22 protein-coding genes are annotated in these 23,433 nt (G+C 70.9%); 13 read left to right on the top strand and 9 right to left on the bottom strand.

The genetic code is table 11. The features are described 5' to 3' along the window. Positions 1–10: 10 nt before the first annotated feature. A complete protein-coding gene (locus tag ACIP6U_RS02105) occupies positions 11–757 on the bottom strand; it encodes a FadR/GntR family transcriptional regulator (protein ID WP_401711560.1) in 747 nt (248 codons plus the stop codon). Between the two features lie 165 nt (positions 758–922). Between ACIP6U_RS02105 and ACIP6U_RS02100 the strand changes: the two genes are divergently transcribed. The 8 genes from ACIP6U_RS02100 to ACIP6U_RS02065 are packed head-to-tail and all read left to right on the top strand — an operon-like array spanning position 923 to position 8,806. Continuing rightward, on the top strand, positions 923–1,999 hold the full coding sequence (locus ACIP6U_RS02100; protein ID WP_401711557.1) for a sugar ABC transporter substrate-binding protein: 1,077 nt from the start codon (positions 923–925) through the stop codon (positions 1,997–1,999). Further along, entirely contained in the window at positions 1,996–3,507 is a 1,512-nt protein-coding gene (locus ACIP6U_RS02095) for a sugar ABC transporter ATP-binding protein (RefSeq protein ID WP_401711554.1), read from the top strand. The genes ACIP6U_RS02100 and ACIP6U_RS02095 overlap by 4 nt, the downstream gene beginning before the upstream one ends. Then, positions 3,500–4,525, top strand: a complete 1,026-nt coding sequence (locus ACIP6U_RS02090) for an ABC transporter permease (protein ID WP_401711551.1) — start codon at positions 3,500–3,502, stop codon at positions 4,523–4,525. The genes ACIP6U_RS02095 and ACIP6U_RS02090 overlap by 8 nt, the downstream gene beginning before the upstream one ends. A 40-nt stretch (positions 4,526–4,565) precedes the next feature. Continuing rightward, complete coding sequence (locus tag ACIP6U_RS02085; protein WP_401711548.1) at positions 4,566–5,924, top strand: L-fuconate dehydratase; 1,359 nt, start codon at positions 4,566–4,568, stop codon at positions 5,922–5,924. Next, positions 5,921–6,676 (top strand): SDR family NAD(P)-dependent oxidoreductase, encoded by a 756-nt coding sequence (locus tag ACIP6U_RS02080; RefSeq protein ID WP_401711545.1) that lies wholly within the window; start codon positions 5,921–5,923, stop codon positions 6,674–6,676. Before ACIP6U_RS02085 ends, ACIP6U_RS02080 begins: the two co-directional genes overlap by 4 nt. Continuing rightward, positions 6,673–7,674 carry an aldo/keto reductase gene (locus tag ACIP6U_RS02075; protein WP_401711542.1) on the top strand — a complete coding sequence of 334 codons (1,002 nt, stop codon included), beginning with the start codon at positions 6,673–6,675 and terminating at the stop codon, positions 7,672–7,674. The genes ACIP6U_RS02080 and ACIP6U_RS02075 overlap by 4 nt, the downstream gene beginning before the upstream one ends. Continuing rightward, positions 7,671–7,985: an L-rhamnose mutarotase gene (locus tag ACIP6U_RS02070; RefSeq protein WP_401711540.1), complete on the top strand. Its 315-nt coding sequence runs from the start codon at positions 7,671–7,673 to the stop codon at positions 7,983–7,985. Before ACIP6U_RS02075 ends, ACIP6U_RS02070 begins: the two co-directional genes overlap by 4 nt. Next, positions 7,982–8,806 (top strand): amidohydrolase family protein, encoded by an 825-nt coding sequence (locus tag ACIP6U_RS02065; RefSeq protein ID WP_401711537.1) that lies wholly within the window; start codon positions 7,982–7,984, stop codon positions 8,804–8,806. The genes ACIP6U_RS02070 and ACIP6U_RS02065 overlap by 4 nt, the downstream gene beginning before the upstream one ends. A gap of 53 nt (positions 8,807–8,859) precedes the next feature. Here the strand turns inward: ACIP6U_RS02065 and ACIP6U_RS02060 are convergent, their stop codons facing one another. The 3 genes from ACIP6U_RS02060 to ACIP6U_RS02050 all read right to left on the bottom strand — a co-directional run bounded on the left by ACIP6U_RS02060 (position 8,860) and on the right by ACIP6U_RS02050 (position 13,578). Further along, positions 8,860–9,228 carry a hypothetical protein gene (locus tag ACIP6U_RS02060; RefSeq protein WP_401711534.1) on the bottom strand — a complete coding sequence of 123 codons (369 nt, stop codon included), beginning with the start codon at positions 9,226–9,228 and terminating at the stop codon, positions 8,860–8,862. 11 nt (positions 9,229–9,239) lie between these two features. Continuing rightward, complete coding sequence (locus ACIP6U_RS02055; RefSeq protein ID WP_401711532.1) at positions 9,240–11,963, bottom strand: hypothetical protein; 2,724 nt, start codon at positions 11,961–11,963, stop codon at positions 9,240–9,242. Between the two features lie 193 nt (positions 11,964–12,156). Next, positions 12,157–13,578 (bottom strand): lipase maturation factor family protein, encoded by a 1,422-nt coding sequence (locus ACIP6U_RS02050; protein WP_401711530.1) that lies wholly within the window; start codon positions 13,576–13,578, stop codon positions 12,157–12,159. A 147-nt stretch (positions 13,579–13,725) separates the two neighbouring features. Between ACIP6U_RS02050 and ACIP6U_RS02045 the strand changes: the two genes are divergently transcribed. From ACIP6U_RS02045 to ACIP6U_RS02035, 3 genes are all read left to right on the top strand, one after another. Beyond that, positions 13,726–14,970, top strand: coding sequence for a DUF6777 domain-containing protein (locus ACIP6U_RS02045; protein WP_401711528.1), 1,245 nt, complete (start codon positions 13,726–13,728; stop codon positions 14,968–14,970). Between the two features lie 99 nt (positions 14,971–15,069). Beyond that, entirely contained in the window at positions 15,070–17,157 is a 2,088-nt protein-coding gene (locus tag ACIP6U_RS02040) for a SpoIIE family protein phosphatase (RefSeq protein ID WP_401711526.1), read from the top strand. 41 nt (positions 17,158–17,198) lie between these two features. After that, positions 17,199–18,062 carry an Fpg/Nei family DNA glycosylase gene (locus ACIP6U_RS02035; RefSeq protein ID WP_401711524.1) on the top strand — a complete coding sequence of 288 codons (864 nt, stop codon included), beginning with the start codon at positions 17,199–17,201 and terminating at the stop codon, positions 18,060–18,062. Positions 18,063–18,103: 41 nt separating this feature from the next. On the opposite strand, the gene ACIP6U_RS02030 is transcribed toward ACIP6U_RS02035, so the two are convergent. The 3 genes from ACIP6U_RS02030 to ACIP6U_RS02020 all read right to left on the bottom strand — a co-directional run bounded on the left by ACIP6U_RS02030 (position 18,104) and on the right by ACIP6U_RS02020 (position 20,105). Next, on the bottom strand, positions 18,104–18,754 hold the full coding sequence (locus ACIP6U_RS02030; RefSeq protein WP_401711522.1) for a zf-HC2 domain-containing protein: 651 nt from the start codon (positions 18,752–18,754) through the stop codon (positions 18,104–18,106). Between the two features lie 152 nt (positions 18,755–18,906). Further along, positions 18,907–19,425 carry a hypothetical protein gene (locus ACIP6U_RS02025; protein WP_401711519.1) on the bottom strand — a complete coding sequence of 173 codons (519 nt, stop codon included), beginning with the start codon at positions 19,423–19,425 and terminating at the stop codon, positions 18,907–18,909. 134 nt (positions 19,426–19,559) lie between these two features. Then, the gene (locus tag ACIP6U_RS02020; protein ID WP_401711516.1) at positions 19,560–20,105 is read right to left on the bottom strand and encodes a sigma-70 family RNA polymerase sigma factor; all 546 of its coding nucleotides are present in this window, start codon (positions 20,103–20,105) and stop codon (positions 19,560–19,562) included. A gap of 233 nt (positions 20,106–20,338) precedes the next feature. On the opposite strand from ACIP6U_RS02020, the gene ACIP6U_RS02015 reads away from it, so the two are divergent. Then, positions 20,339–21,490, top strand: coding sequence for a CapA family protein (locus ACIP6U_RS02015; RefSeq protein WP_401711512.1), 1,152 nt, complete (start codon positions 20,339–20,341; stop codon positions 21,488–21,490). A 15-nt stretch (positions 21,491–21,505) separates the two neighbouring features. On the opposite strand, the gene ACIP6U_RS02010 is transcribed toward ACIP6U_RS02015, so the two are convergent. Next, positions 21,506–21,991 (bottom strand): MarR family winged helix-turn-helix transcriptional regulator, encoded by a 486-nt coding sequence (locus ACIP6U_RS02010; protein WP_401711509.1) that lies wholly within the window; start codon positions 21,989–21,991, stop codon positions 21,506–21,508. A gap of 57 nt (positions 21,992–22,048) precedes the next feature. Between ACIP6U_RS02010 and ACIP6U_RS02005 the strand changes: the two genes are divergently transcribed. Continuing rightward, positions 22,049–22,897 (top strand): alpha/beta fold hydrolase, encoded by an 849-nt coding sequence (locus ACIP6U_RS02005; protein WP_401711507.1) that lies wholly within the window; start codon positions 22,049–22,051, stop codon positions 22,895–22,897. A 30-nt stretch (positions 22,898–22,927) separates the two neighbouring features. Here ACIP6U_RS02005 and ACIP6U_RS02000 read toward each other — a convergent pair whose 3' ends face one another. Then, the gene (locus tag ACIP6U_RS02000) at positions 22,928–23,389 is read right to left on the bottom strand and encodes a universal stress protein (protein WP_401711504.1); all 462 of its coding nucleotides are present in this window, start codon (positions 23,387–23,389) and stop codon (positions 22,928–22,930) included. Positions 23,390–23,433 lie beyond the last annotated feature (44 nt).

The raw sequence follows: 23,433 nt of genomic DNA, 5'->3' as shown, positions 1-23,433 counted from the left end.
CCTCGCCCGGTCAGTCCTCGCCCCGCGCCTGGGGCGCTGATCCGCCGGACAGGCCCTGCTCACTGAGCTGCGTCCGCAGCCACTGCTCCACCTCGCCCACGTGCGCGGCCGCCGCCGCGCGCGCCGCCTCCGGGTCGTGGGCCACCAGTGCCCGGTGGATCGCCGCGTGCTCCCGTCTGGTGCGCTCGAAGGCGCCCTCCTCCTGGTAGCCGCGCCAGACCCGGGCTCGGAAGGTCCGTGAGGACAGGCCCTCCAGGATGGCGGCCATGGTGTCGTTGCCGGCCGCCGTCGCGATCTCGCGGTGGAAGGCGAGGTCGTGGGCGAGGATCTCCTCGGGATCGTCGGTGGCGTTCATCGCGGTGAGGTGCTTCTCCACCTCGGCGAGCTGGTCCGGCGTGATCCGGGCCGCCGCCAGCGCGGTCGCCGTCGACTCCAGGACGCGGCGTACTTCGAGCAGTTCCACCAGTTGCGGGCCCCGGGACAGGTCGGCGACCACGCCGAAGGTCTCCAGGAGATCGCCGGCCTCCAGCTGGGTGACGTAGATCCCGGAGCCGTGCCGGGCCTCCAGCACGCCCAGCACCGTCAGCGCGCGGATCGCCTCGCGCATCGAGCTGCGGGAGATGCCGAGCTGGACCGCGAGGTCGCGCTCGGTGGGCAGCCGTTGGCCGGGCTCCAGGCGACCCTCGCCGATCATGCCCTTGACCTGCTCGATCGCGCGCTGGGTCACGGTGCCCTTCTGCGGAGCCGTCTCGTCCACGCCGTTCCTCCAGTCACCGGGTGCGCCGAAGTCTAACCGGCACAGTGGTAGGACCACTATGGCCTGAATCAAGGAAAATCTGCCGCTGGAGGGTGTTCTTTCGGCAGAGTGGTCTGATAAGTATGCGGTCATCCGCTCGAACACAGCTCAACGAGGAGCCGCCAGATGCCCGGCAGGACAGTGGGGAAGCGCACCAGGTTCAGAATGCTCGGCGCGGTGGCCGCGGCGGCGAGTGTGTCGCTCGCGCTCACCGCGTGCGGCAGCACCAAGGACACCGGCGGCTCCGGCAGCGCGGGAGGCGGCGGGGGAACCGGCAAGGTCGGGGTGATCCTGCCGCTGCTGACCTCGCCGTTCTGGCAGTCGTACAACGACTACGTGCCGAAGATGGCCAAGTCCGAGGGTGTCGACGCGCTGAAGACGGTCAACTCCAACAGTGACCCGGCCCAGCAGATCACCGACATCAACAACCAGCTCAACCAGGGCGTGAAGGGCCTGGTCGTGGCCCCGCTGGACAGTGCCGCGATCGAGGCCGGACTCGACCAGGCCGACCGCAAGGGCGTGCCCGTGGTCGCGGTCGACGTGGCGCCCGACAAGGGCAAGGTCGCGATGGTGGTGCGCGCGAACAACGTGGCGTACGGCGAGAAGGCCTGCGAGTACCTGGGCCAGCACATCACCAGCGGCAAGGTCGTGCAGATCATGGGCGACCTGGCCTCGGTCAACGGCCGGGACCGCTCCGAGGCCTTCCGGGACTGCGTGAAGACGAAGTACCCCAAGCTCAAGGTCCTGGAGATCCCGGCGAAGTGGGAGTCCGACACCGCGGCCTCCAAGCTGGACACCCTCCTCAACGCCAACCCCGACATCAAGGGCATCTACATGCAGGCCGGCGGTGTCTACCTGGCGCCAACCCTGCAGACCCTCAAGTCCAAGGGCCTGTTGAAGACGGCCGGTACGGCGGGCCACATCACCATCGTCTCCAACGACGGCATCCCGCAGGAGTTCGACGCCATCCGCAAGGGCCAGATCGACGCGACGGTCTCGCAGCCCGCCGACGCCTACGCCAAGTACGGCATGTACTACATCAAGGCCGCGATGGCCGGGAAGACCTTCAAGCCCGGTCCCACCGACCACGACTCGACCATCGTCAAGCTGCCCAGCGGCATCCTGGAGGACCAGCTGCCCGCGCCGCTGGTGACGAAGGACAACGTGGACGACCCCAAGCTGTGGGGGAACACGGTCAAATGAGCACGGCCGTGATCACGCCTCTGGTGGAGGCCGTCGGCGTCGTCAAGCGCTACGGCCCCACCACCGCCCTCGCGGACGGCCGGCTCACCGTGCTGGCCGGCGAGTCCCACGCCCTCGTCGGCCGCAACGGCGCCGGCAAGTCGACCTTGGTCCAGGTCCTGACCGGACTCCAGGCGGCCGACGAGGGCACGGTCCGCTTCGACGGCGAGCCCGCACCCGCGCTCGCCGACCGCGACGCCTGGCGCCGCAAGGTGGCCTGCGTCTACCAACACCCCACGGTCGTCCCCGAGTTGACCGTGGCGGAGAACCTCTTCATCAACCGTCAGCCGCTGAGCCGAGGGTTCATCAGCTGGCGCCGGCTGCGCACCGAGGCGACCGAACTCCTCGACACCTGGGACGTGCACGTCGACCCGGAGGCGCGCACCGCCGACCTCAAGGTCGAGGACCGCCAAATGGTGGAGATCGCCCGGGCGTTGAGCTTCGGCGCCCGCTTCATCATCCTCGACGAACCCACCGCCCAGCTCGACAACCGCGAGATCGAGCGGCTCTTCGGCCGCATGCGCGGACTCCAGGACTCGGGCGTCACCTTCCTGTTCATCTCCCACCACCTCCAGGAGGTCTACGAGGTCTGCCAGACCGTCACCGTGCTGCGCGACGCCCGCTGGATCACCACGGCCCCCGTCGCGGACCTGCCGAGGGCGGCCCTGGTGGAGGCGATGGCGGGGGAGAGCCTGGAGACGATCGCCGAACAGGCGCTGCAGGAGAAGATCGTCGACGACAGCGCGCCGGTCCTCCTCGACGCCCGCGGGCTCACCGCGGACGCCTACCAGGACATCGACCTGACCGTCCGCCGCGGTGAGGTCGTCGGGCTCGCGGGATCCAGCGGCAGCGGCAAGATCGAACTCGCCGAGTCCTTCGCCGGGTTGTACGCACCGGCGGCGGGCACCGCTCAACTCGACGGCAGACCCCTCCCGTTCGGCGACGTGCAGTCCGCGCTGCGGGCCGGAGTCGGCTGCGTACCCCGCGACCGGCACGAACAGGGCCTGGTGGCCGGCATGACCATCGGCGACAACGCCACCATGAGCGTCCTGGAACGGCTCGGCCGCTTCGGCTTCGTCGGCACCGACCGCAAACGCGACTTCGCCACCGAGCTGATCGAGCGCCTCGACATCCACGCCGAGGGCCCCGAACAGCCCGTCTCCGACCTGTCCGGCGGCAACGCGCAGAAGGTCGTCATGGCCCGCGCCCTCGCCTCCGAACCCCGGCTGCTGGTCCTCATCAACCCCACCGCGGGCGTGGACGTGAAGTCCAAGGAGTCGCTGCTCGCCCGCGTGGACACCGCCCGCGAGGACGGCACCGCCGTGCTCGTCGTCTCCGACGAACTCGACGACCTGCGGCGCTGCGACCGCGTCCTCGTCCTCTTCCACGGCCGCGTCGTCGCCGAGTACGCGGCGGGCTGGCGCGACCACGAGCTGATCGCCTCCATCGAAGGAGTGGACCATGGCTGACACCAAGGCTCCGCCGGTGAAGCCGGTGAGCATCCCCGACACCCGATCGGCGAGGGCGGTGCTCGTCCGACGGGCCCGTGAACTCGCCCTCGTCCCCGCGCTGCTGGTGCTCCTGCTGCTCGGCGCGGTGCTCAACGACTCCTTCTTCACCGAAGCCAACCTGATCTCCATCCTGGCCTCGTCCGCGGCGCTCGCGATGGTGGTGCTGGCCGAGTCGCTGGTGCTCATCACCGGCAAGTTCGACCTGTCCCTGGAGTCGGTCGTCGGCATCGCGCCGGCGGTCGCCGCACTCCTGGTGCTGCCCGCCGCGAACGCCGGCTGGGGCACCGAACTCCCCGCCGGACTCGCCCTGTTGGCGATCCCCCTGGTGGGCGCGGTGATCGGCGCCTTCAACGGCATCCTCGTGGTGAAGGTGAAGCTCAACGCGTTCATCGTCACCCTCGCCATGCTGATCATCCTGCGCGGACTCCTGGTCGGCGCCACCAAGGGCAAGACGCTCTTCGGCATGCCCGACTCGTTCTTCTCGCTGGCCACCAGCACCTTCCTGCGCATCCCCCTGTCGGTCTGGGTGGCCGCCATCGCCTTCGCCATCGCCGGGTTCTTCCTCAAGTACCACCGCCTGGGCCGCTCGTTGTACGCGATCGGCGGCAACCTGGAGGCGGCCCGCGCCGCCGGTATCCGCGTCGACCGGGTACGGCTCGGCGTGTACGTCGTCGCCGGTGTCCTCGCCTCCCTCGGCGGCCTCATGTACACCGGTTACGTCGGCGCGATCGGCGCCAACCAGGGCCAGAACATGATCTTCACGGTGTTCGCGGCGGCCGTCATCGGCGGCATCAGCCTGGACGGCGGCCGGGGCACGATGTTCGGCGCCCTCACCGGCGTACTCCTGCTGGGTGTCGTGAAGAACATGCTCACCCTGGCCCAGGTGCCGTCCTTCTGGATCGACGCCATCTACGGCGGAATCATCCTGGTCGCCCTCATGATCGCCCGACTGACGACGGGCCGCGCCCAGGACTAGGGCCGTGCCTCGCTCCCCGTCACCGACTGAAAGGCCCTACGTGTCCGCGACGCCCGTCCCCTCGTTCCGCATCACCGCGGTCGACACCTATGACATCCGGTTCCCGACCTCGCGTGAGCTCGACGGCTCCGACGCGATGAATCCGGACCCCGACTACTCGGCCGCGTACGTCGTGCTGCGCACGGAAGCGGCGGACGGCGCGCAGGGGCCGGAGGGGCACGGGTTCACCTTCACCATCGGGCGGGGCAACGAGGTCCAGGTCGCCGCGATCCACGCGCTGCGCCACCATGTGGTCGGCCGGTCCGTGGACGAGGTGTGCGACGACCCGGGGGCGCTGTACCGGGACCTGATCGGAGACAGCCAACTGCGGTGGCTGGGGCCCGAGAAGGGCGTGATGCACATGGCGATCGGCGCGGTCGTCAACGCCGTGTGGGACCTCGCGGCCAAGCGCGCCGACAAGCCGCTGTGGCGCCTGCTCGCCGATGCCGAGCCCGAATGGCTGGTCGGCCAGATCGACTTCCGCTATCTCACCGACGCGCTCACCCCCGAGGAAGCCCTGGAGATCCTGCGCCGGGGCCGGGCGGGCGCCGCCGAACGCACCGCCGACCTGCTCGCCCGCGGCTTCCCCGCCTACACCACCTCCCCGGGGTGGCTCGGCTACAGCGACGAGAAGCTCACCCGGCTCGCCGCCGCGGCGGTCGCCGACGGCTTCAAGCAGATCAAGCTGAAGGTCGGCGCCGACCTGGAGGACGACATACGGCGCTGCCGGGTCGCCCGCGAGGTCGTCGGCCCCGACATCCGCGTGGCCATCGACGCCAACCAGCGCTGGGACGTGGCCGAGGCGATCCGCTGGACCAAGGCCCTCGCCGAGTTCGACCCCTACTGGGTCGAGGAACCCACCAGCCCCGACGACGTCCTCGGCCACGCGGCGATCCGCGCCGCCGTCGCCCCCGTCAAGGTCGCCACCGGCGAACACGTCCAGAACCGGATCGTCTTCAAGCAGCTCCTCCAGGCCGGCGCCCTCGACGTCGTCCAGATAGACGCGGCCCGCGTCGGCGGCGTCAACGAGAACCTCGCGATCCTGCTGCTCGCCGCCAAGTTCGGCGTCCCGGTCTGCCCGCACGCCGGCGGCGTCGGCCTGTGCGAACTCGTCCAGCACCTCTCGATGTTCGACTATGTGTCGGTGTCCGGCACGGTCGAGGACCGGGTGATCGAATACGTCGATCATCTGCACGAGCACTTCCTCGAACCGGTGGTGATCAGAGAGGGTCACTACACGGCACCCAGCGCGCCGGGCTTCTCGGCCGCCATGCGGCCGGAGTCCATCGCGCGGTACACCTTTCCCGGCGGCGCCTTCTGGGCCGCCGACCTGGACGAGAAGAAGGGACGGGCGGCATGACCGACTTCGACGGGCTGAAGGCCCTGGTCACCGGCGGCGCCTCCGGCATCGGCAGGGCGACGGCCGAACTCCTCGCCGCACGCGGCGCACAAGTCGCCGTCCTCGACCTCGACCCCTCCTCGGTGGAGAAGCCGCTGCTGGGCTACCGGGCCGACGTCAGCGACGACACCTCGGTACGGGAGGCGGTGGCCGCCGCGGTCGCCGAACTCGGCGGCCTCGACGTAGTGATCAACAACGCCGGTGTCGGCGCACAGGGCACCGTCGAGGACAACGACGACGCCGAGTGGCACCGCGTCCTCGACGTCAACGTCGTCGGCATGGTCCGTGTGACCCGTGCCGCGCTGCCGCACCTGCGGGAGTCGCAGCACGCGGCCGTCGTCAACACCTGCTCGATCGCGGCCACGGCGGGCCTGCCCCAACGCGCCCTGTACAGCGCGACCAAGGGTGCCGTGTACTCCCTCACCCTCGCCATGGCCGCCGACCACCTCCGCGAGGGCATCCGCGTCAACTGCGTCAACCCCGGTACGGCGGACACCCCTTGGGTCGGCCGACTGCTGGACGCGGCCACCGACCCGGCCGCCGAACGGGCCGCGCTGGAGGCCCGCCAGCCCAGCGGACGGCTCGTCTCGGCGGACGAGGTCGCGGGCGCCATCGCCTACTTCGCCAGCCCCCTGTCCGGCGCCACCACCGGCACCTCGCTCGCCGTGGACGGCGGCATGCAGGGCCTGCGCCTGCGCCCGGCGGGCCAGTGAGCACCCTCGGCCGGAGCGGAGTCCCGGTCAGCCCCCTCGGCCTGGGCGCCGCCCCGCTCGGCAACCTCTACACCGAACTCGGCGAGGACCAGGCCCACGACGCCGTCGCCACCGCCTGGCAGCAGGGCATCCGCTACTTCGACACCGCCCCGCACTACGGCATCGGCCTGTCCGAACGCCGGCTCGGCGCGGCCCTGCGCGAGCTCCCGCGGTCCGAGTACACGATCTCCACCAAGGTCGGCCGCCGCCTGGAACCGACCCCGGAGGCGACCGGCGACGACCTCGCCAACGGCTTCGCCGTCCCCGCGACCCACCGGCGCGTCTGGGACTTCACCGCCGACGGCGTTCGCCGCACCCTGGAGTCCAGCCTCGAACGCCTCGGGCTCGACCACGTGGACGTCGTCTACCTCCACGACCCCGACGACCATGCCGAAGAGGCCTTCCGCGAGGGCTATCCGGCCCTGGAGAAGCTCCGCTCGGAAGGCGTGGTCCGGGCGATCGGCGCCGGCATGAACCAGACACCGATGCTCACCCGCTTCGTCCGCGACACGGACGTCGACGTCGTGCTGTGCGCGGGCCGCTACACACTCCTGGACCACGCGGCCCTCGCCGACCTCCTCCCGGCGGCCCAGGAACGCGGCACGTCCGTCGTCATCGGCGGCGCCTTCAACTCCGGCCTGCTCGCCGACCCGAAGCCGGGCGCGACCTTCGACTACGCCGCCGCACCACAGGAGTTGCTGGACCGCGCCCTGCGCCTGAAGGCCCTCGCCGAGCAGCACGGCACCACCCTGCGCGCTGCCGCCCTGGCCTTCTGCGCCGCGCATCCGGTGGTCGCGAGCGTGCTGGTCGGCGCGCGGTCGGCGGCCGAAGTGCGGGACTGCGCCGAGCAGTTCGCGGCGCCGGTGCCGCGGAAGTTCTGGGAGGAACTGCGCGCGGAGGGCCTGATCCCGCCCGACGCGCCGGTGCCCTCCGAGCCCGGCGCCGAGGAGCCGTCATGAGAGTCGCCCTGCACACGAAGGTCCGCGCGGACCGCGTCGCCGAGTACGAGGCCGCCCACCGCGAGGTCCCGAAGGAACTCACGGCCGCGATCCGCGAGGCCGGCGCCACCTCCTGGACCATCTGGCGCAGCGGCACCGACCTCTTCCACCTCCTGGAGTGCGAGGACTACGCCCGCCTCCTCGCCGCGCTGAAGGAACTCCCCGTCAACGTCGCCTGGCAGGCACGGATGGTCCAGCTCCTCGACGTGGTCCACGACTACTCCGACGGGGGCACGGACGCGAGCCTGCCCGTCGTATGGGAGCTGCCATGACCGTCGACGCCCACCACCACATCTGGGACCTGTCCGTCCGGGACCAGGACTGGATCCCCGAACACAGTCCCCTGCGCCGGGACTTCGGCCTCTCCGACCTCGTCCCCGAGGCCCGCGCGGCCGGGGTCGACCGTACGGTCCTCGTGCAGACGATCACCGTGCCGGAGGAGACCCCGGAGTTCCTGGCCCTGGCGGACGCGCACGACCTCGTCGCCGGCGTGGTCGGCTGGACCGACCTCACCCGCCCGGACGTGGCCGACGAACTGGCCCGGCTGCGCGAACTCCCCGGCGGCCGGTACCTCAAGGGCATCCGCCACCAGGTCCAGGGCGAGCCCGACCCGGAGTGGCTGCTGCGCCCCGACGTCCACCGCGGCCTGGCGGCGCTCGCGACGGCGGGCCTGGTCTACGACCTGATCGTGCAGCCCCACCAGCTCCCCGCCAGTGCCAAGGCCGCCGCGTCCCACCCCGAACTCACCTTCGTCCTCGACCACTTGGGCAAACCGCCGATCGCGTCCGGCGCCCTGGATGCCTGGGCCGCCGACTTCCGCGCCCTGGCCGCCCTGCCCAACGTGGTCGCCAAGGTGTCGGGTCTGGTCACCGAGGCGGACCCGGAGACATGGACCGTCGCCGACCTGCGGCCCTCCGTGGACGTGGCCCTGGACGCCTTCGGCCCCGACCGTCTGATGTTCGGCTCGGACTGGCCGGTGTCCGTGCTGGGCGCGACGTACGGACAAGTGGTCGACGCGACGCGGGAGTTGACGCCGGAGTCGGCACACGCCCAGATCTTCGAGGCCACGGCCGCACGGGTCTACGGCCTCTGAGCGGACGAGTCGTAAGCCGTGGGCCTGGGCGCGCAGGCCGTCCTCCGCCCTTCCTAGCGGGGGCCCGCAGCGCCCAGGTGCATGGCAAGGGTCATGAAAGCGGCGGTGAGGGCCGGTAGGCCGGCTTGGGACAAGTAGGTCACCAGGGCGGTCATCGCACTCTGGAGCCTCGTCGGCGACGCCTCCTCGGCTGCCTCCTGGCGCATCACGTCCAGCGCCGCGCGAGCGCCGGTCTCATGGTCTGCCGGCAGGTGCAGCTCGGGGATGAGGGCGAGCATCAGTTCCGTGAACTGCACGATGGATCCGGTGTGGTCCTCGGCTGCGATTCGTGTGGCATTTTGGGATGAGTTGTCGCCGTTCAGGATCTGGCCCGTGACACTCCCACCGATGTGGATGCCACTGTTCCCCGTTTCGCTGGTCACGTTCTTTCTCCTCAGTCTCCGGTCGCGGATCGTGTTCCCAGGCAGTCCAGGTCCTCCGGGCCTCCGGCGGACGAGCACGGTACTCGTTGGAGCGGTTCGGAACTGGCGCCCGGCATGGTGGTCACGCCGGGGGCGATGCGGACCTTGGGAAGTTGTGCGAAGGCCTGGGCCAGGGCGCCGGCGTCGGCATCGTCCACGTCGGTGCTGCCCAGGCCGACGTACCGCCCCGTATCAAGGGTGAGCGTGCAGGTCGTGGTCGAGTTGGCGAAGGTCTGGCGGTTGTTCGCGTCGTCGAGGCCCAACAGGTCGGAGATGTCCGTCGGCGGTGCGGAGGGTCCTTCGTCGCAGCCGAACCAGACCGGTTCCCCGTTGAACGGCCGATCGAACACCGGCTCGTTTCCGGTGATCTCGGCTGCGAGGCGCATCTTCGTACCGAGCGGGACGACGAACTCGCAGCGGCGTTCCGTGGTCGGATCCGGTGTGGCTTCATGGTTCAGGGGAGGTTGGACACATGGCTTCCCGCCGGGGGTGTCCGGGGTGACGGTGACCTCGAAGTCCGTCGCGGCGAGGTTGATCGAGACCAGGGCCGTTCCGGAAGTCGACGGGCGGAGGTCCTTGACCCGCTCCTCGCACTGCTTCCTCGCCGCTGTGTCCTTGGGGCTGGTCGTCGTGGCGCAGACCGTGCGTTCCCGGTCCGCCTTGACGGTGCAACCGGCCGACGCGGGACCCTCGTCGCAGCCCCAGTAGACGACCGCCACGCCCTTCGGGAGCTGTCCGGCGGGGATGACCTGGACCGGGCCCTCCTTGCCTCTGGCCACCTGCGTGACCTTTGTGCAGTCGGTCTTGCCGGTGCCGCTCGGGCACGGTCCTTCGGGAGTCCCGGGCATGTCCGTCACTTCGAACTCGCCGGTGACGACCTGTACATGCAGCGGTACGGTCGGGATGGCCTCGGCGCCGTCGCCCTGTCCGAGCACGACGACCCCGCCGCCGGCGGCGGCGAGCAACGAGGCCCCGATCACGACCTTGGCCTTGAGCGAGAGGCTGCCCAGTTTGCCCGCGGGGCCACCGCCGCCCGGAGCGGCACTGTTGCTTCCGTTGCTTCCGTTGCTTCCGGGTGAGGGAGGCTGCTGGTGCGGTGCCGACCCGGAGTGGGTCGCAGAGCTGTCTGCCGGGCTTGGCGTGGAGGTGGAATGCGCTGTCGTTCCTGATGGATCGGCAGGGCCGGATGAGTTGGACGGGTGATCGCTGAGGCCGCTGCCGTCGTCGAGCGGCTGGTGCGCCGATGGCCCGGCGGTGAGCGGTGAGTCGGGTGTTGCCAGCGCATGGGCGTGTTCGGCCATCGCGGCGCTCCCTTGATCGCCAAGGGTGTGCCAGGCCAGTGCGGCGGCTGCGAAGGCCGTCGCGGCCGCGACGCGCTCTCCGGTGAGCAGCGAGCGGACGCCGGTCTCGTGGGTGAAGTAGGCGTGGGCGCGCCGGTCACCGGCCTGCTGGGCGGCGGTCAGACCGCGGGTGAGGACGCGGCTCCACGCACCCGGACGCAAGGAGCACGCGGCGCCCGGCGCGGCGGCCCTGGCCAGCCCGACGCCGAGTTCCGGCCTGCCTGCCCGGCTCACGGCATCCACCAGGGCGCCGATGAGCGGGGCGTGGTCGGCGATCTCCGAAGGCGGGGTCTGCCGCGCCGACACCCATTCGGTGAGCCGCACCACCGCCTCGGCGATCTGATCGTCGCCGAGCGTCAGTTCCGCCGGGAGCGCCTCGGCGACCTGGGCACCGAGGCCCATGCGCTGCTCGGTGACGGTGAGCAGCGCCAGCCTGGAAAGGTGGTGGGCGGACTCCTCGACGGCCTCCGCCGTGGTGCCGGCGGGCAACAGCCGTACGAGCACCTTGGTGGTGACGGCCGCCTCCGGTACCGCCGAGAACAGGGACAGCATCTGCCGGGCCAGGTCGCTCAGGCCGGCGAGGGCATGCCGTAGCAGGGTGGGGATCTCGGCGGGGGCGGGCAGCCGGGGCTCCCCGTCGCGCTCGGCGGGGCGGGCCAGGGCGGCGGCCCGGATCAGCTCGAACGGATGGCCCTGGCTGCTCTCCCACAGCGCCGTCGCGTTGGCCGACTCGGTCGGGTGCAGGGGCCGTCGCAGCTCACGGGCGAACAGGCGCAGTCCGGCTTCCCGGGACAGACCCGAAAGCTCGACGTGCCTGCCGTGGCCCCAGAGCAGGCGCTGCGACGAACTGATCAGGAGAGTGCCGCGCGGGATCGTGTCCAGGAGGCGTGTCAGGTCCCGGTCCGAGGCTTCCAGGTCGTCGACCGCGACACAGAGCCGGAGATCGCCCAGAAGACGGTGCAGTTCGCCCTCGCCGGGGCGGTGTCCGGGGCTGTCGTAGCAGGCCTCGAAGACGCCTTGGAGGATGTCGTCGACGTCATGGCCGTGCCCGTTGAGGAATACGACGCCGTCGGGGGCGGCGACCTCGAAGACCGCCTGTCGGACCAGCGCGCTCTTGCCGATGCCGACCGGACCGTACACATCGACCGGTTCGTTGTCCGCGACGCTCCTCAGCACCGAGGCCAACTCGCTCTCCCGGCCGAGTGGTTGGGGACCGCGACGCGGCAGGCGCTCGATGCGCTCGCGTCGGACGGGCTTGGGCTGTCTGTCCGGTCCCAGCACGGTCACGGTCGAATGACTCGCGTTCACCACTACGCCGTAGACGTTGTTGTTGTCTCCGGCGATGAACTGACCCATCGCCTCGCCACCCACGGAGACGCTTCGGCCCCCACCCGTCATCGCCACTCTCCCGCATGCCGACTTGGAGAACATCACCGCCAATATGGCGAAATGCAGGCCGCGGCAGTGGCAAGTGCTCGGTAACTCCTTAAAACAGACCGTAGTTGATCTCAATTTATTCAGGTGGGATATGTCTGGCCACGGGGGGTTGTCACGATCGAACCACTCCAGCTAGCCGCGTCGGCGGCAGATACTCCCGCACGAACGTCCGCTCCCACCACGCGCCCGTCTCCCGCAACTCCCGCCAGTTCGTGTACCGGTACCGGAAGAGCCGGGCGCGGACGAAGCGGGGCGGGGCGTCGGGCGGGAACGGGGAGCGGCGCAGGAGTCGTAGCGTGTCGCGGTCGTTCTCTAGCAGGCGTTCCACCAGTCCGCCGAACCACGGCTCGGCATAGGTCGGCGACAGCGCCGCGAACCACATCAGCCAGTCCAGCCGCAGATGGTACGGCGCGAACTGGCGTGGCAGGCGCCGCGGATCACCAGGCTTGCCCTTGAACTCGTACTCCCGCCACTCCGAGTCCTCGCGGGGCACCTCCTCCGCCGTGCCCTCGATCACCACCTCGTACCGGACCCGGCTGACGCTGCCGAACGCGCCGTAGGTGTTGACCAGATGGAGCGGGTCGAAGGAGCGGTTCATGATCTGGCGGCGGGAGAGCATGTTGCGCACGGGGTGGAAGCTCAGGCCGACGAGCAGGGCGGTCACGGCGAGGACCAGGACCTCGTACCAGAGCGGGGCGGCGGGCACGGACGGCGGTGCCTCGCCCGGGAGTTCCAGCGCGGAGAGCGCGAGCACGACGGTGATCCAGTTCAGCCAGGAGAAGTTGCCGGACAGGACCAGCCACAGCTGGGTCAGGATCATCAGGGACGCGGCGGCCGTGGCGACCGGCTGCGGGGTGAACAGCAGGACCGGCACGACGAGTTGGGTGACGTGGTTGGCGGCTGCCTCGACCCGGTGCAGTGGGCGGGGGAGGTGGTGGAAGAACCAGCTCAGCGGGCCCGGCATGGGCTGCGTCTCGTGATGGTGGTAGAGGCAGGTCAGCTTCCGCCAGCAGGCGTCGCCGCGCATCTTGATCAGGCCCGCGCCGAACTCCACGCGGAACAGGATCCAGCGCAGCAGGAACAGCAGCACGATCGGCGGGGCCACGTCGTCGTTGCCGAGCAGGACCGCGACGAAGCCCACCTCAAGGAGCAGCGACTCCCAGCCGAACGCGTACCAGGTCTGGCCGACGTTGACGATCGACAGGTACAGCACCCACGGCAGCAGCCAGAGCAACATCCCCGCCCACAGGGGTAGTTGGGAGTCCAGTCCGGCGAGCAGCGCGGCCGACACCGCGCAACCGGTCCAGGCGCAGGCCGCGAAGTACCGGTCGGAGTAGTGGAGTTGGAAGAGGCTCGGTGCCTGTCGGAACGGCACGCGTGCGACCAGTCGGGGGACGGGGAGCATGCCGCGTTCGCCGATCAGGGCTCGGAACTGGAGGGCCGCCGTCAGGAACGCCACCAGATACACGCCGGCGAGAGCCCGCTGGAAGAGCAGTCGGCTCCACCAGTAGCCGGATGCGGTGAACCACTCCACGGTCGCCCTGCCTCCCTCCGCTGCCGCTCGTCCTGTGCGCGTCGGAACCCTATGTCACTCTCCGTATATCCCGCCTCCGCTTGCGTAACCCAAGTGAGTGACGCAGACAATGGTGACGAACTGCCTTCAGTGAGGCGGGAGGATCAGGTGCGAACAGTCACCGGAACCATCGCCACGGCCTGCGCGCTCTCGGCGGCGCTCCTCGTCGCCGGCTGCGGAGGCGACGGCGCCAAGGACACGAAGTCGAGCGGCGAGGTCTTTCTGCAGCCGGCCGCGGCGCAGGGCCCCGACCCGTTCACCGAGTCGACGGCCACCTCGACGGTGACGCCGACGCCGACGGTCACGCCGACGCCGACGCACACGCCGACGACTCCCTCACCGGCCCGCACGGCATCGAGCCCACGGGTCCGTTCCCTCCAGGGCAGCACCCCGGGCCTCTATGCCGGTACCGCACGCGCAGCCAGCTGTGACGTGAACCGGCAGATCGAGTACCTCAACGCCGACCCGTCCAGGTCTCGCGCCTTCGCGCAGGCCGAGGGCATCTCGCAGGCCTCTGTCCCCGCCTTTCTGCGCGGTCTCGCCCCCGTGGCGCTGCGCGCCGACACCCGGGTCACCAACCACGGCTACCGCGCAGGACGGACGACCGGCTACCAGTCCGTCCTCCAGGCCGGTACCGCCGTCCTCGTGGACAACCGCGGCACACCCCGCGTCCGCTGCGCCTGCGGCAACCCGCTGGGGTCGCCGGTCGCCCAGCACGGCCGCTACGCCACGAGCGGCCGGCCCTGGTCCGGCTACCGGCCCGCGCAGGTGGTCGTCGTGATCCCGGCACCCCAGGCGATCACCAACATCACGATCATCAACATCGTCGACAACACCTGGATCGAGCGGCCCATCGGCCACGACGTGCACCACGATCACGTCGTCCCGTCGCCGCTCCCGCTGACCCCGACGCCCACACCACCCACTCCCACGTCCACGTCCACGCAGGGCCTGGCGACCCTCACGCCGAGCCCGGACGACAGCGGGTCGAGCCCCGGCGCCTCACCGCGGGAGGACGGCACGTCCCCGACCGGCGAGAGCGATGGGAGCGACGAGAACGCCGTCACCTCCCCGTCGGCCACGGACTGCGTCACCCCGACCGTGACCGTCACCCCGGGCGCCACCGACGCCGTGGTCCCGTCCCAGCCGCCCGCGACCCTCACGGTCTGCCCCACGGCGACGGTCACGGCCACACCGCCCGCGACCGTGCCCACGACCGCCCCCGACTCCGTCACGCCCGTGTCCCCGCCGGACCCCGACGACGAGATCGGGCCCGAGTCCGTCCCGGAGACCCCGGACCTGCCCGACGGCGGCGGACTGATCCCGGACGACACGGACGCCTTCGACGGCTGACCCCGACCCCGGCGATCGATGGCCTCCGCCCAGGCCGGGACCGTACCGAACCGTCCCGGCCGGGTCGAAGAATCCGGCGAATCCTGGCAAGGTGGGCCCATGGTTGATCGGGGAGCGAGCGCCCTGTCCCTCCCGGACGACTGGCCAGCCCACCCGGATCCGATCCTGGCGCTCAATCGCATGGGCAGCTTCGACTGGGACCTGGACAACGGCCTGTTCCACATGGACGCCCAGGCCCACGAGGTCTTCGACCTGCGCCCCGACGAGTACGACGACCACCCCGAGAGCCTCGCGATCCGGGTCCCCACGGTCGAGGGCCACCGGCTGGACGCCCTGGTCTCGCAGGCGCTGAAGGACGGCAGCGAGAACTACGGCGCCTACTTCCGCATCCGGCGCCGAGACGGCACCCTGCGCTGGACCCACACCCAGGGCTACATCCGGCGCGACGAGACGGGCCGTCCCCGCCGTGTCATCGGCATCGTGCGGGACGCCACCCAGGAGCTGAGCGACACCGAGGCGCACGGCGAGCAGGCCGCCCAGGACGCGGCCCGGCGCGAGCAGACCAACGTCGTCCAGCTGACGACGGCCGCCCTCGCGCACGCCCGCTCCGTGCAGGACGTCATCGACGTCCTCAAGGACACCCACGGCCTCACCCATCTGGGCGCCACCAGCCTGGTCATGGGCCAGGTCGAGGCCGGCCGGATCCGGCTGATCGCCGAGGGCCCCGCGGGCAGCTTCGTCCCCGGCACCGAGGTCACCCGGATCGACGAGCACTACCCGATGAGCGAGGTCGTACGGACCCTCGCCCCGTGCTTCATCGAGTCCCCGCAGGAGTTCGCGGAACGCTTTCCGATCCTCTGGCCGTACCTCACCGACCTGCACATCACCGCGGCCGCCTACCTCCCGCTGATCGCCCAGGGCCGCCCGATCGGCGCGATGGGCCTGCTCTACAGCGACCGGCGCGGTTTCTCCCCGGAGGAGCGCAACGTGCTGCTCGCGCTCGGCAGCAGCATCGCGCAGAGCCTGCAGCGGGCCATGTTCTACGAGCAGGAGAAGGACCTCGCCACCGGCCTCCAGCAGGCCATGCTGCCGCGCTCGATCCCCAGCGTGCGCGGCGCCGACGTCGCCGTCCGCTACCGGGCGGGCTCCGCCGCGGGCACCTTCGGGCGAGACATCGGCGGCGACTGGTACGACCTGATCCCGCTGCCCGGCGGCCGGGTCGGCGCCGTCATCGGCGACGTCCAGGGCCACGACACGCACGCGGCGGCCGTGATGGGCCAGCTCCGCATCGTCCTGCGCGCCTACGCCGCCGAGGGCCACACTCCCGCCACCGTCATGGCCCGCGCCTCCGTCTTCCTGCACGAACTCGACACCGACCGCTTCGCGACCTGCCTGTACGCGGAGGCCGACCTGGCCACCGGAGTCGTCCAGGTCGTCCGGGCCGGCCACATCGACCCGCTCATCCGGTACGCCGACGGCAGCTGCCGCCGCATCCCCGTCCAGGGTGGACTCCCGCTGGGCCTGTCCGCCGAGTTCGGCAGCCTCGACTACCCCGTGGCCACCCTGGAGCTGGACCCCGGCAACACCCTCCTGCTGTGCACCGACGGTCTGGTCGAACTGCCCGGCGCCGATCTCGACGAGGGCATGCAGACTCTCACCGCCCTCATCCGCAGCGGCCCGGACGACGTACGCGACCTCGCGGACTGTCTGATCGACGTGGCCGAGGAGCGCAACGGCGACGACGACGTGGCCCTGCTCCTGCTGCGCCGCCGGGGCCTCGAGGCCCAGCAGACCGGCGGCCGGCTCCAGCAGCACGTGGCGCCCGGCGACCCCGAGGCGCTCACCCAGGCGCGCCACATGATCCGCGCCGCGGTCCGGTCCTGGGGCGCCCGCGACCGCGCCGACGAGATCGAACTCGTCGCCGACGAACTGATCACCAACGCCCTCATGCACACCGAGGGCGCCGCGATCGTCACTCTCAGGGTCCTCACCGACGGCGACCGGCGGCTGCGCGTCGAGGTCGAGGACTCCTCCAGCGCCCTGCCGCGCCGCCGCGAGGCGGGGGAGTCGGGTGTCTCGGGACGTGGTCTGCTCCTGGTCGACCTGCTCACGGACGTGTGGGGCGTGGAGGCGCGGGGCGGCGGCAAGTGCGTGTGGTGCGAGTTCGTGGTACCGGCCGGCGACTGAACCCGCCTGGCGTTGTCGGCGCCGGATGGCACCCTGGACGTATGCCGGAACTCCCCGAGGTCGAAGCACTCAAAGACTTCCTCACCGAGCACCTGGTCGGACACGAGATCGTCCGGGTGCTGCCCGTGGCGATCAGTGTCCTGAAGACGTACGACCCTCCCCTGACGGCCGTCGAGGGCCACGAGGTCACCGCCGTGCACCGGCACGGCAAGTTCCTCGACCTGGAGACGGACGGCGGCCCGCACTTCGTGACCCACCTCGCCCGCGCGGGCTGGCTGCACTGGAAGGACAAGCTGCCCGACGGCCCGCCCCGCCCCGGCAAGGGCCCTCTCGCCCTGCGTGTCGCCCTGGAGACCGGCGCGGGCTTCGACCTCACCGAGGCGGGCACCCAGAAACGCCTCGCGGTGTACGTCGTCCACGACCCCCAGGAGGTTCCGGGCGTCGCCCGCCTGGGCCCGGACCCGCTCGCCGACGCCTTCGACGAGCAGGCCTTCGCGGACCTCCTGAAGACCGAGAGACGCCAGCTCAAGGGGGCGCTGCGCGACCAGAGCCTCATCGCGGGCGTGGGCAACGCGTACAGCGACGAGATCCTGCACGCCGCGAAGATGTCCCCCTTCAAACTCGCCGCGTCCCTCACCCCGGAGGAGACGACCCGTCTCTACGAGGCCCTGCGCGGCACCCTCACCGAGGCCATCGAGCGCTCGCGCGGCGTCGCCGCCGGCCGTCTGAAGGCCGAGAAGAAGAGCGGCCTGCGCGTCCACGGCCGCACCGGCGAGGCCTGCCCGGTGTGCGGCGACACCATCCGCGAGGTCTCCTTCAGCGACTCCTCGCTCCAGTACTGCCCGACCTGCCAGACCGGCGGCAAACCGCTCGCGGACCGGAGGATGTCGAAGCTGCTGAAGTAGGAGAACCCCGGTCGCCTCAGGAGGGCGGCCCTCGACGAGTTCTAGGCGGGGTCGAGCGTGACCAGGTGATCGCCCTCCGCCGTGCGCACCTCGTAGTGGTCGATCTCGTCGGGATGCATGGCCGCGCTGCCCTGGATGGTGTTGGGGCGGGCGTCGTGGTCGGGCACGGTCCAGCTCGTCACGGTCTCCTCGGAGCCGTCGCGGCCGACCACGACCAGGCGACAGGAGCGCGGTCCCGCGCCGTCCTTCACCTCGACCTGGATCGCGCTGCCCGACTCCTCGTCCGCGACCTTCACCTTCGCCCACACACCGGTCTTGGCGTCGGTCGCGGCGACCTGCACGCTCTGGTCGCCACCGCTCGCGTACATCGCGATGCCGGGGCCGGCCGCGGCGATCGCCACGGACGCGGCGACCGCGTACAGGAAGCGCCGGCGCCCGGCGTGATGTCGGGCCGCCACCGCGCCAAGGAGCCGGTCCAGCAGTTGCGGACCGGGTTTGGCCATGGGGTGCACGAAGCGCGGGGTCGCCCGGCGATACAGCATCATCTGCCGGGTGATGGGCCCGAACTCGGTCACGTGTGCCGCGCAGCGCGCGCACTCCATGAGGTGGTCCTCGAAGCGGAAGGCGTCCGCCTCGTCCAGCACGCCGAGCGCGTACGCGGCGACGTCGCGATGCCTCTCCAGGGACCTCATGCCGAATCCTCGTGCCGTTGGGTGCGGGTTGGGTTACTCGTTGCTCCCATCGGTACGCACCAGACCGTCGAATCACTCAAGGCACACACAGAATCGCAATCAAGGGATTCGTAGCGGCCCGGCACGCGGATTGGTCCGGATCGAAACAGGTCTCAAAAAAGGTGGATGGCGAGGTGGCCGAGGGGCAGGCCGAGTTGCCACGCCTTCGTCCACACCTTGGGTCCCTCGTCCTCACCGACCGCCGGACCGCCGCCCGGCACCGCCGCGTTGAGGTCCGGCGCGAGCAGCTCCGTCTCCTCCAGCCAGCGCCAGGCATCCTCCGCCAACGCCAAGTCCGGTGCGGGAGCCCCGGATTCGGCCACCTCGGCGGCGAGCAGGGCCATCCGCTCGCCGACCCAGTCCTGCCAGGGCTGGTCGTACGCGGTCAGGGACAGCCAGGTCTCCAACTGGGAGACCACCCGGATGCCCGAGAGTTCGCCGTCGGTGTCGGACAGGAAGATGGTCAGCGCCAGGGCATCCCGCCCGGCGCGGAACTCGAAGGACGTCGGCGGCATGAGATCGCCCGTCCGCAACAGCTCGTCGGCGATGTATTCGGCGTACAACCAGGCCATGGGGACGATGAGTTCGCCTTCACCTGTGCCGTCCGCGCTCTCGTGACCTCTGTGCAGCATCCCTTCCTGCCTTCCTCCGGTGCGTGCGCGATGCCCGTCGCCGGGCCCCAGTCCGGAACACGGATGAAGACAGCCGATTACTCAACCATGGTCGTCAGCAGGCGCTTTACCGAGGTTTGACCAAGCCTTCGGTTTCACCGCAGGTCGGCTGCATAACCGGGGAGCACCCGACGCAGGGCACGCAGCGCGTAGTACGCGCGAGACTTCACCGTACCGGCAGGGATCCCCAGCGTTTCGGCGGCTTCCGCCACACTCGCCCCCTGGAAGTACACGAGCACCAGGACTTCACGGTGCTCCGGAGTGAGTGTCTTCACAGCCTCGCGTACGTCGAGGGCGGCCGCGGCCCGTTCGGCGTGATCGGCGATCACGCGCGAGTTCTCCAGGATCGCGTCCCCGACCTCGGCGGGACGCGCCTGCCGGGCCCGCCGCGCGTCGATGGCGAGCCGCCGGCCGACGGTCATCAGCCACGGCCGTACGGAGTCGAAGTCGTCGGCGCGCAGGGCCTCGGGATGCTGCCAGGCCCGCACCAGCGTCTCCTGGACGAGGTCCTCGGCGCGCTGCCGGTCGCCGTCACAGAGCCGGAGCAGGAGCGCGAAGAGGGGCCGGCCGTGCTCGCGCTGCAGCGCTACGAGCTCGTGCTCGGCGGTCGTCCCGTTCGTGAGGGTGGTTCCGGCCGTCATGGGCGTATGGCATCGCAGGGGGCCGTTTCGGGACAGGGCACGCACACGGATCTGCGGCGGACGGTCGATCGCGTCGACGAACGGTTCGATGAACGGTTCCGTCCGGTACGCGCGGTGGGCCCGGAGGCCCCGTCCGGCGCACCGGACGGGCGAACCGGCGTGTCGGGGGCGTCAGGGGGAGCCCTCAGCTCCGTACCTTTTGTGGGTAAATATGACCACAGTGAGGTGGGCTGATGATTGCACGCAGACGACAGGTCGTCCTGGCCCTCGCCGCGATCCTCGTCGGAGGAGCCGCCTGCCAGGCCCGGGACCACCAGTCGCCGTCCCGGGCCGGGCAGCCGGCGCCCTCGGCCGACCGGGGATTCACGCTCGTCGCCTCCGGTGACGTCCTCCCGCACAGCTCGATCATCGACCGCGCGCTCTTCGACGGAGGCGGCAAGGGCTATGACTTCCGGCCGATGCTGGACGGCGTGAAGCCGATCGTCTCGGGTGCCGATCTGGCCCTGTGTCACATGGAGACCGTGTACGGCGCGAACGGCGACTACACCGGCTACCCGACCTTCAAGTCCCCGCCCGAGGTGGCCCGGGCCCTGGCCGCCACCGGCTACGACGGCTGCTCCACCGCCTCCAACCACAGCCTCGACGACGGCGCCGCCGGCATCCTGCGCACCCTCGACGCGCTCGACCGGGCGGGCGTGGGTCACGCGGGAACGGCGCGCACGGCGGCCGAGGCGCGCTCCGTCACCGTCCTGCGCGCCGGTCCGGCGAAGGTCGCCCACCTCGCCTACACCTACGACACGAACGGCTTCCCGCTGCCGCCGGGTCAGCCCTGGGCCGTGGACCTCATCGACCAGAACAAGATCCTCAGGGACTCCCGGGCCGCCCGGCAGGCGGGCGCCGACGTGGTCGTCGTCTCGCTGCACTGGGGCACGGAATGGCAGGACGCCCCGGACGAGCAGCAACTCGCCCTGGCGAAGACGCTCACCGCGGCGCAGACCGGCGGCCGCCCCGACATCGACCTGATCATCGGCACCCACGCGCACGTCCCGCAGGCCTACGAGAAGGTCAACGGCACCTGGGTGGTCTACGGCATGGGCGACCAGATCGCCGGCGAGATGACCAACTACCAGGGCGTCCAGGACCCACGCGGCAACGAGTCGACCATCGCCCGCTTCACCTTCGCCCCGCCGGCCGCGCCGGGTGCCCGGTGGCGGGTGACCAGGGCCGAGTTCATCCCTCAGCAGTTCGACATCGACGCAGGACGCGTGGTCGACCTCAACCGGGTGCTCGCCGAGGGGGCCGACGTGCGCAGCGTGCGCGACCGCATCCGGGAGGTGGTGCTCAGCCGGGGCGCGGGCAAGGACGGACTGGTGATGGGGAAGTAGCCGACGGGGAGAGGGTCAGTCCCCGGGGTCGAAGGTCCGGAGCATCTGCTTCAGGACGCGTACGCACGCCCGGAGTTCGGCCTCGGTCAGATCGCCGCCGACCTGCCGGTTCAGGGCGTGCTCGCGCTCCAGGATCGCGGTGATGACGGACTCGCCCTCGTCCGTGATCCGGATCAGCGAGGACCGCTGGTGCGCGGGGTTGGGTGTCGCCTCCACCCACCCCCGCTCCATCGCGTCGTTGACCATGCGCTGCACGAACTGCCGCGTCAGCGCCATGACACGGCCCATCTGAGGCACCGTCATGGACCCGTACCGGTGCAGCAGGACCAGCACGGAGCGCACGCCGACGGACACCCCCTCGACCGCCCCGTCCACGCCGGCCGCCTCGTCCTGCTCCAGCTTGCGCAGACCGCGTCGGTAGAGCGCGCCGACGAGGTCGAACACCTCGCTGACGCGGTGGCCGAGATCGTCGGGCGGCAGCGGTGCGTCGATGTCGTTCACGCGGCCATCATGACACCTTGGTTGCCAAAACCTGCCGAAGATGACACCTTGGTTGTCATGACAGCTGCTTCGGAACTGAGCAATGCGGAACCGGGTCACTCGGATCTCCACCGTTTCGCGTCCGCCGACGGCGACCTCGCCTACCGCGACAGCGGCGCCGGTGACCTCGTGGTCCTCGTGCACCCCGGATACGTCGACCACCGGATCTTCGACGACCAGATACCGGCGCTGGCCGCCGCCGGCCACCGGGTCATCGCCCCCGACGTGCGCGGCCACGGCTTCTCCGCCAACGCGAGCAGGCCGTTCCGCTGGGCCGACGACCTGGGCGCGCTGCTGCGTCACCTGGACGCGGGACCCGCCGTCCTGGTCGGCGCGTGCATGGGCGCGGCCGTGGCGACCGACACCGCGATCGAACACCCGGAACTGGTCCGTGCCGTGGTCGTCGCCGGGGGCGGCACCAGCGCGTTCGAGTACAGCGACCCGTGGACGGCGGAGCGCGCGGCGGAGTCGGGCCGGCTGCTGGCCGCCGGTGACCTCGCCGGCTGGATCGAGACCTTCGCCAAGAACATCTCAGGACCGCACCGCTCCGTCGACGACATCGACCCCGAACTGGTGCGCCGGATGCGGGAGATGGCGACGCACACCGTCGCCAAGCACACCCCGGGGGAGAAAAACTGGTACGTGCCGCTCGACGACCCCTGGAGCCGGGTGCCGAAGATCGACGTGCCCGTCCTCGCCATCCACGGCGCGCTGGACGCGGACGACGGCATCGCGATGGCCGAGAAGTTCGCCCGGACGGTCCCGAACGGCCGCTCCGTGACGATCGAGGACGCCGGACACTTCCCCAACATGGAGCGGCCGGAGGCCTTCAACGCCGTGCTGCTCGACTTCCTGCTCGGCCTGTAAGACCGGTGAGACCGGTGAGACCGGTGCGGCCTACGGCACCACCGTGACGGGCCACTTGCCCGCCTTCACCAGCCGCACGGCCACCGAACCCACGAACCGGTGGCCGGCCTGTTCCGAGGCGCCCACCACCACCGCGTCCGCCTTGAGTTCGTCGGCCGCCTTCGCCAGGCCGCCGTACGGGTCGCCGCGGAACGTGTGGAACTCCCAGCGCACGTCGAATATCCCCTTGGCCCGCTCGGTGGCGTCCCGGATCTCCGCGATCAGGTTCTCGGCGATCTCGTCCGTCGTCTCGGCGACCGGAGCGCCGAGCGCGGCGCCCGCGGCCATCACCGGCTGCACGTACACGATGGCCAGCAGCGCGTGCTGCCGCCGGGCCAGACCACCGGCGTAGGACGCCGCGCGGAGCGAGGAGTCGGAGCCGTCCACGCCGACCACGATCACCTTGGGGCCGTCCGTGCCCCGCTCGAACTGGTGCGAGTGCTGTTCCGTCACGGCGCAGAGGCTATCGGAAACCGCAGGTCCCGCCGCCGGCCGGG

Origin of the sequence: Streptomyces sp. NPDC088794 (assembly GCF_044750545.1) — a bacterium.
GTDB lineage: Bacteria > Actinomycetota > Actinomycetes > Streptomycetales > Streptomycetaceae > Streptomyces.
The sequence above is the reverse complement of the archived record's forward strand: the minus strand, read 5'-3'. Positions and strand labels throughout refer to the sequence as shown.

What these genes read in the sequence shown, in the direction of transcription:
- ACIP6U_RS02080 (WP_401711545.1), top strand. Translation starts at nt 5,921, where the DNA reads ATGACCGACTTCGACGGGCTGAAGGCCCTGGTCACCGGCGGCGCCTCC.
- ACIP6U_RS02005 (WP_401711507.1), top strand. Translation starts at nt 22,049, where the DNA reads ATGACAGCTGCTTCGGAACTGAGCAATGCGGAACCGGGTCACTCGGAT.
- ACIP6U_RS02070 (WP_401711540.1), top strand. Translation starts at nt 7,671, where the DNA reads ATGAGAGTCGCCCTGCACACGAAGGTCCGCGCGGACCGCGTCGCCGAG.
- ACIP6U_RS02065 (WP_401711537.1), top strand. Translation starts at nt 7,982, where the DNA reads ATGACCGTCGACGCCCACCACCACATCTGGGACCTGTCCGTCCGGGAC.
- ACIP6U_RS02055 (WP_401711532.1), bottom strand. Translation starts at nt 11,963, where the DNA reads ATGGGTCAGTTCATCGCCGGAGACAACAACAACGTCTACGGCGTAGTG.
- ACIP6U_RS02030 (WP_401711522.1), bottom strand. Translation starts at nt 18,754, where the DNA reads ATGAGGTCCCTGGAGAGGCATCGCGACGTCGCCGCGTACGCGCTCGGC.
- ACIP6U_RS02025 (WP_401711519.1), bottom strand. Translation starts at nt 19,425, where the DNA reads ATGCTGCACAGAGGTCACGAGAGCGCGGACGGCACAGGTGAAGGCGAA.
- ACIP6U_RS02020 (WP_401711516.1), bottom strand. Translation starts at nt 20,105, where the DNA reads ATGACGGCCGGAACCACCCTCACGAACGGGACGACCGCCGAGCACGAG.
- ACIP6U_RS02090 (WP_401711551.1), top strand. Translation starts at nt 3,500, where the DNA reads ATGGCTGACACCAAGGCTCCGCCGGTGAAGCCGGTGAGCATCCCCGAC.
- ACIP6U_RS02040 (WP_401711526.1), top strand. Translation starts at nt 15,070, where the DNA reads ATGGTTGATCGGGGAGCGAGCGCCCTGTCCCTCCCGGACGACTGGCCA.
- ACIP6U_RS02035 (WP_401711524.1), top strand. Translation starts at nt 17,199, where the DNA reads ATGCCGGAACTCCCCGAGGTCGAAGCACTCAAAGACTTCCTCACCGAG.
- ACIP6U_RS02100 (WP_401711557.1), top strand. Translation starts at nt 923, where the DNA reads ATGCCCGGCAGGACAGTGGGGAAGCGCACCAGGTTCAGAATGCTCGGC.
- ACIP6U_RS02015 (WP_401711512.1), top strand. Translation starts at nt 20,339, where the DNA reads ATGATTGCACGCAGACGACAGGTCGTCCTGGCCCTCGCCGCGATCCTC.
- ACIP6U_RS02095 (WP_401711554.1), top strand. Translation starts at nt 1,996, where the DNA reads ATGAGCACGGCCGTGATCACGCCTCTGGTGGAGGCCGTCGGCGTCGTC.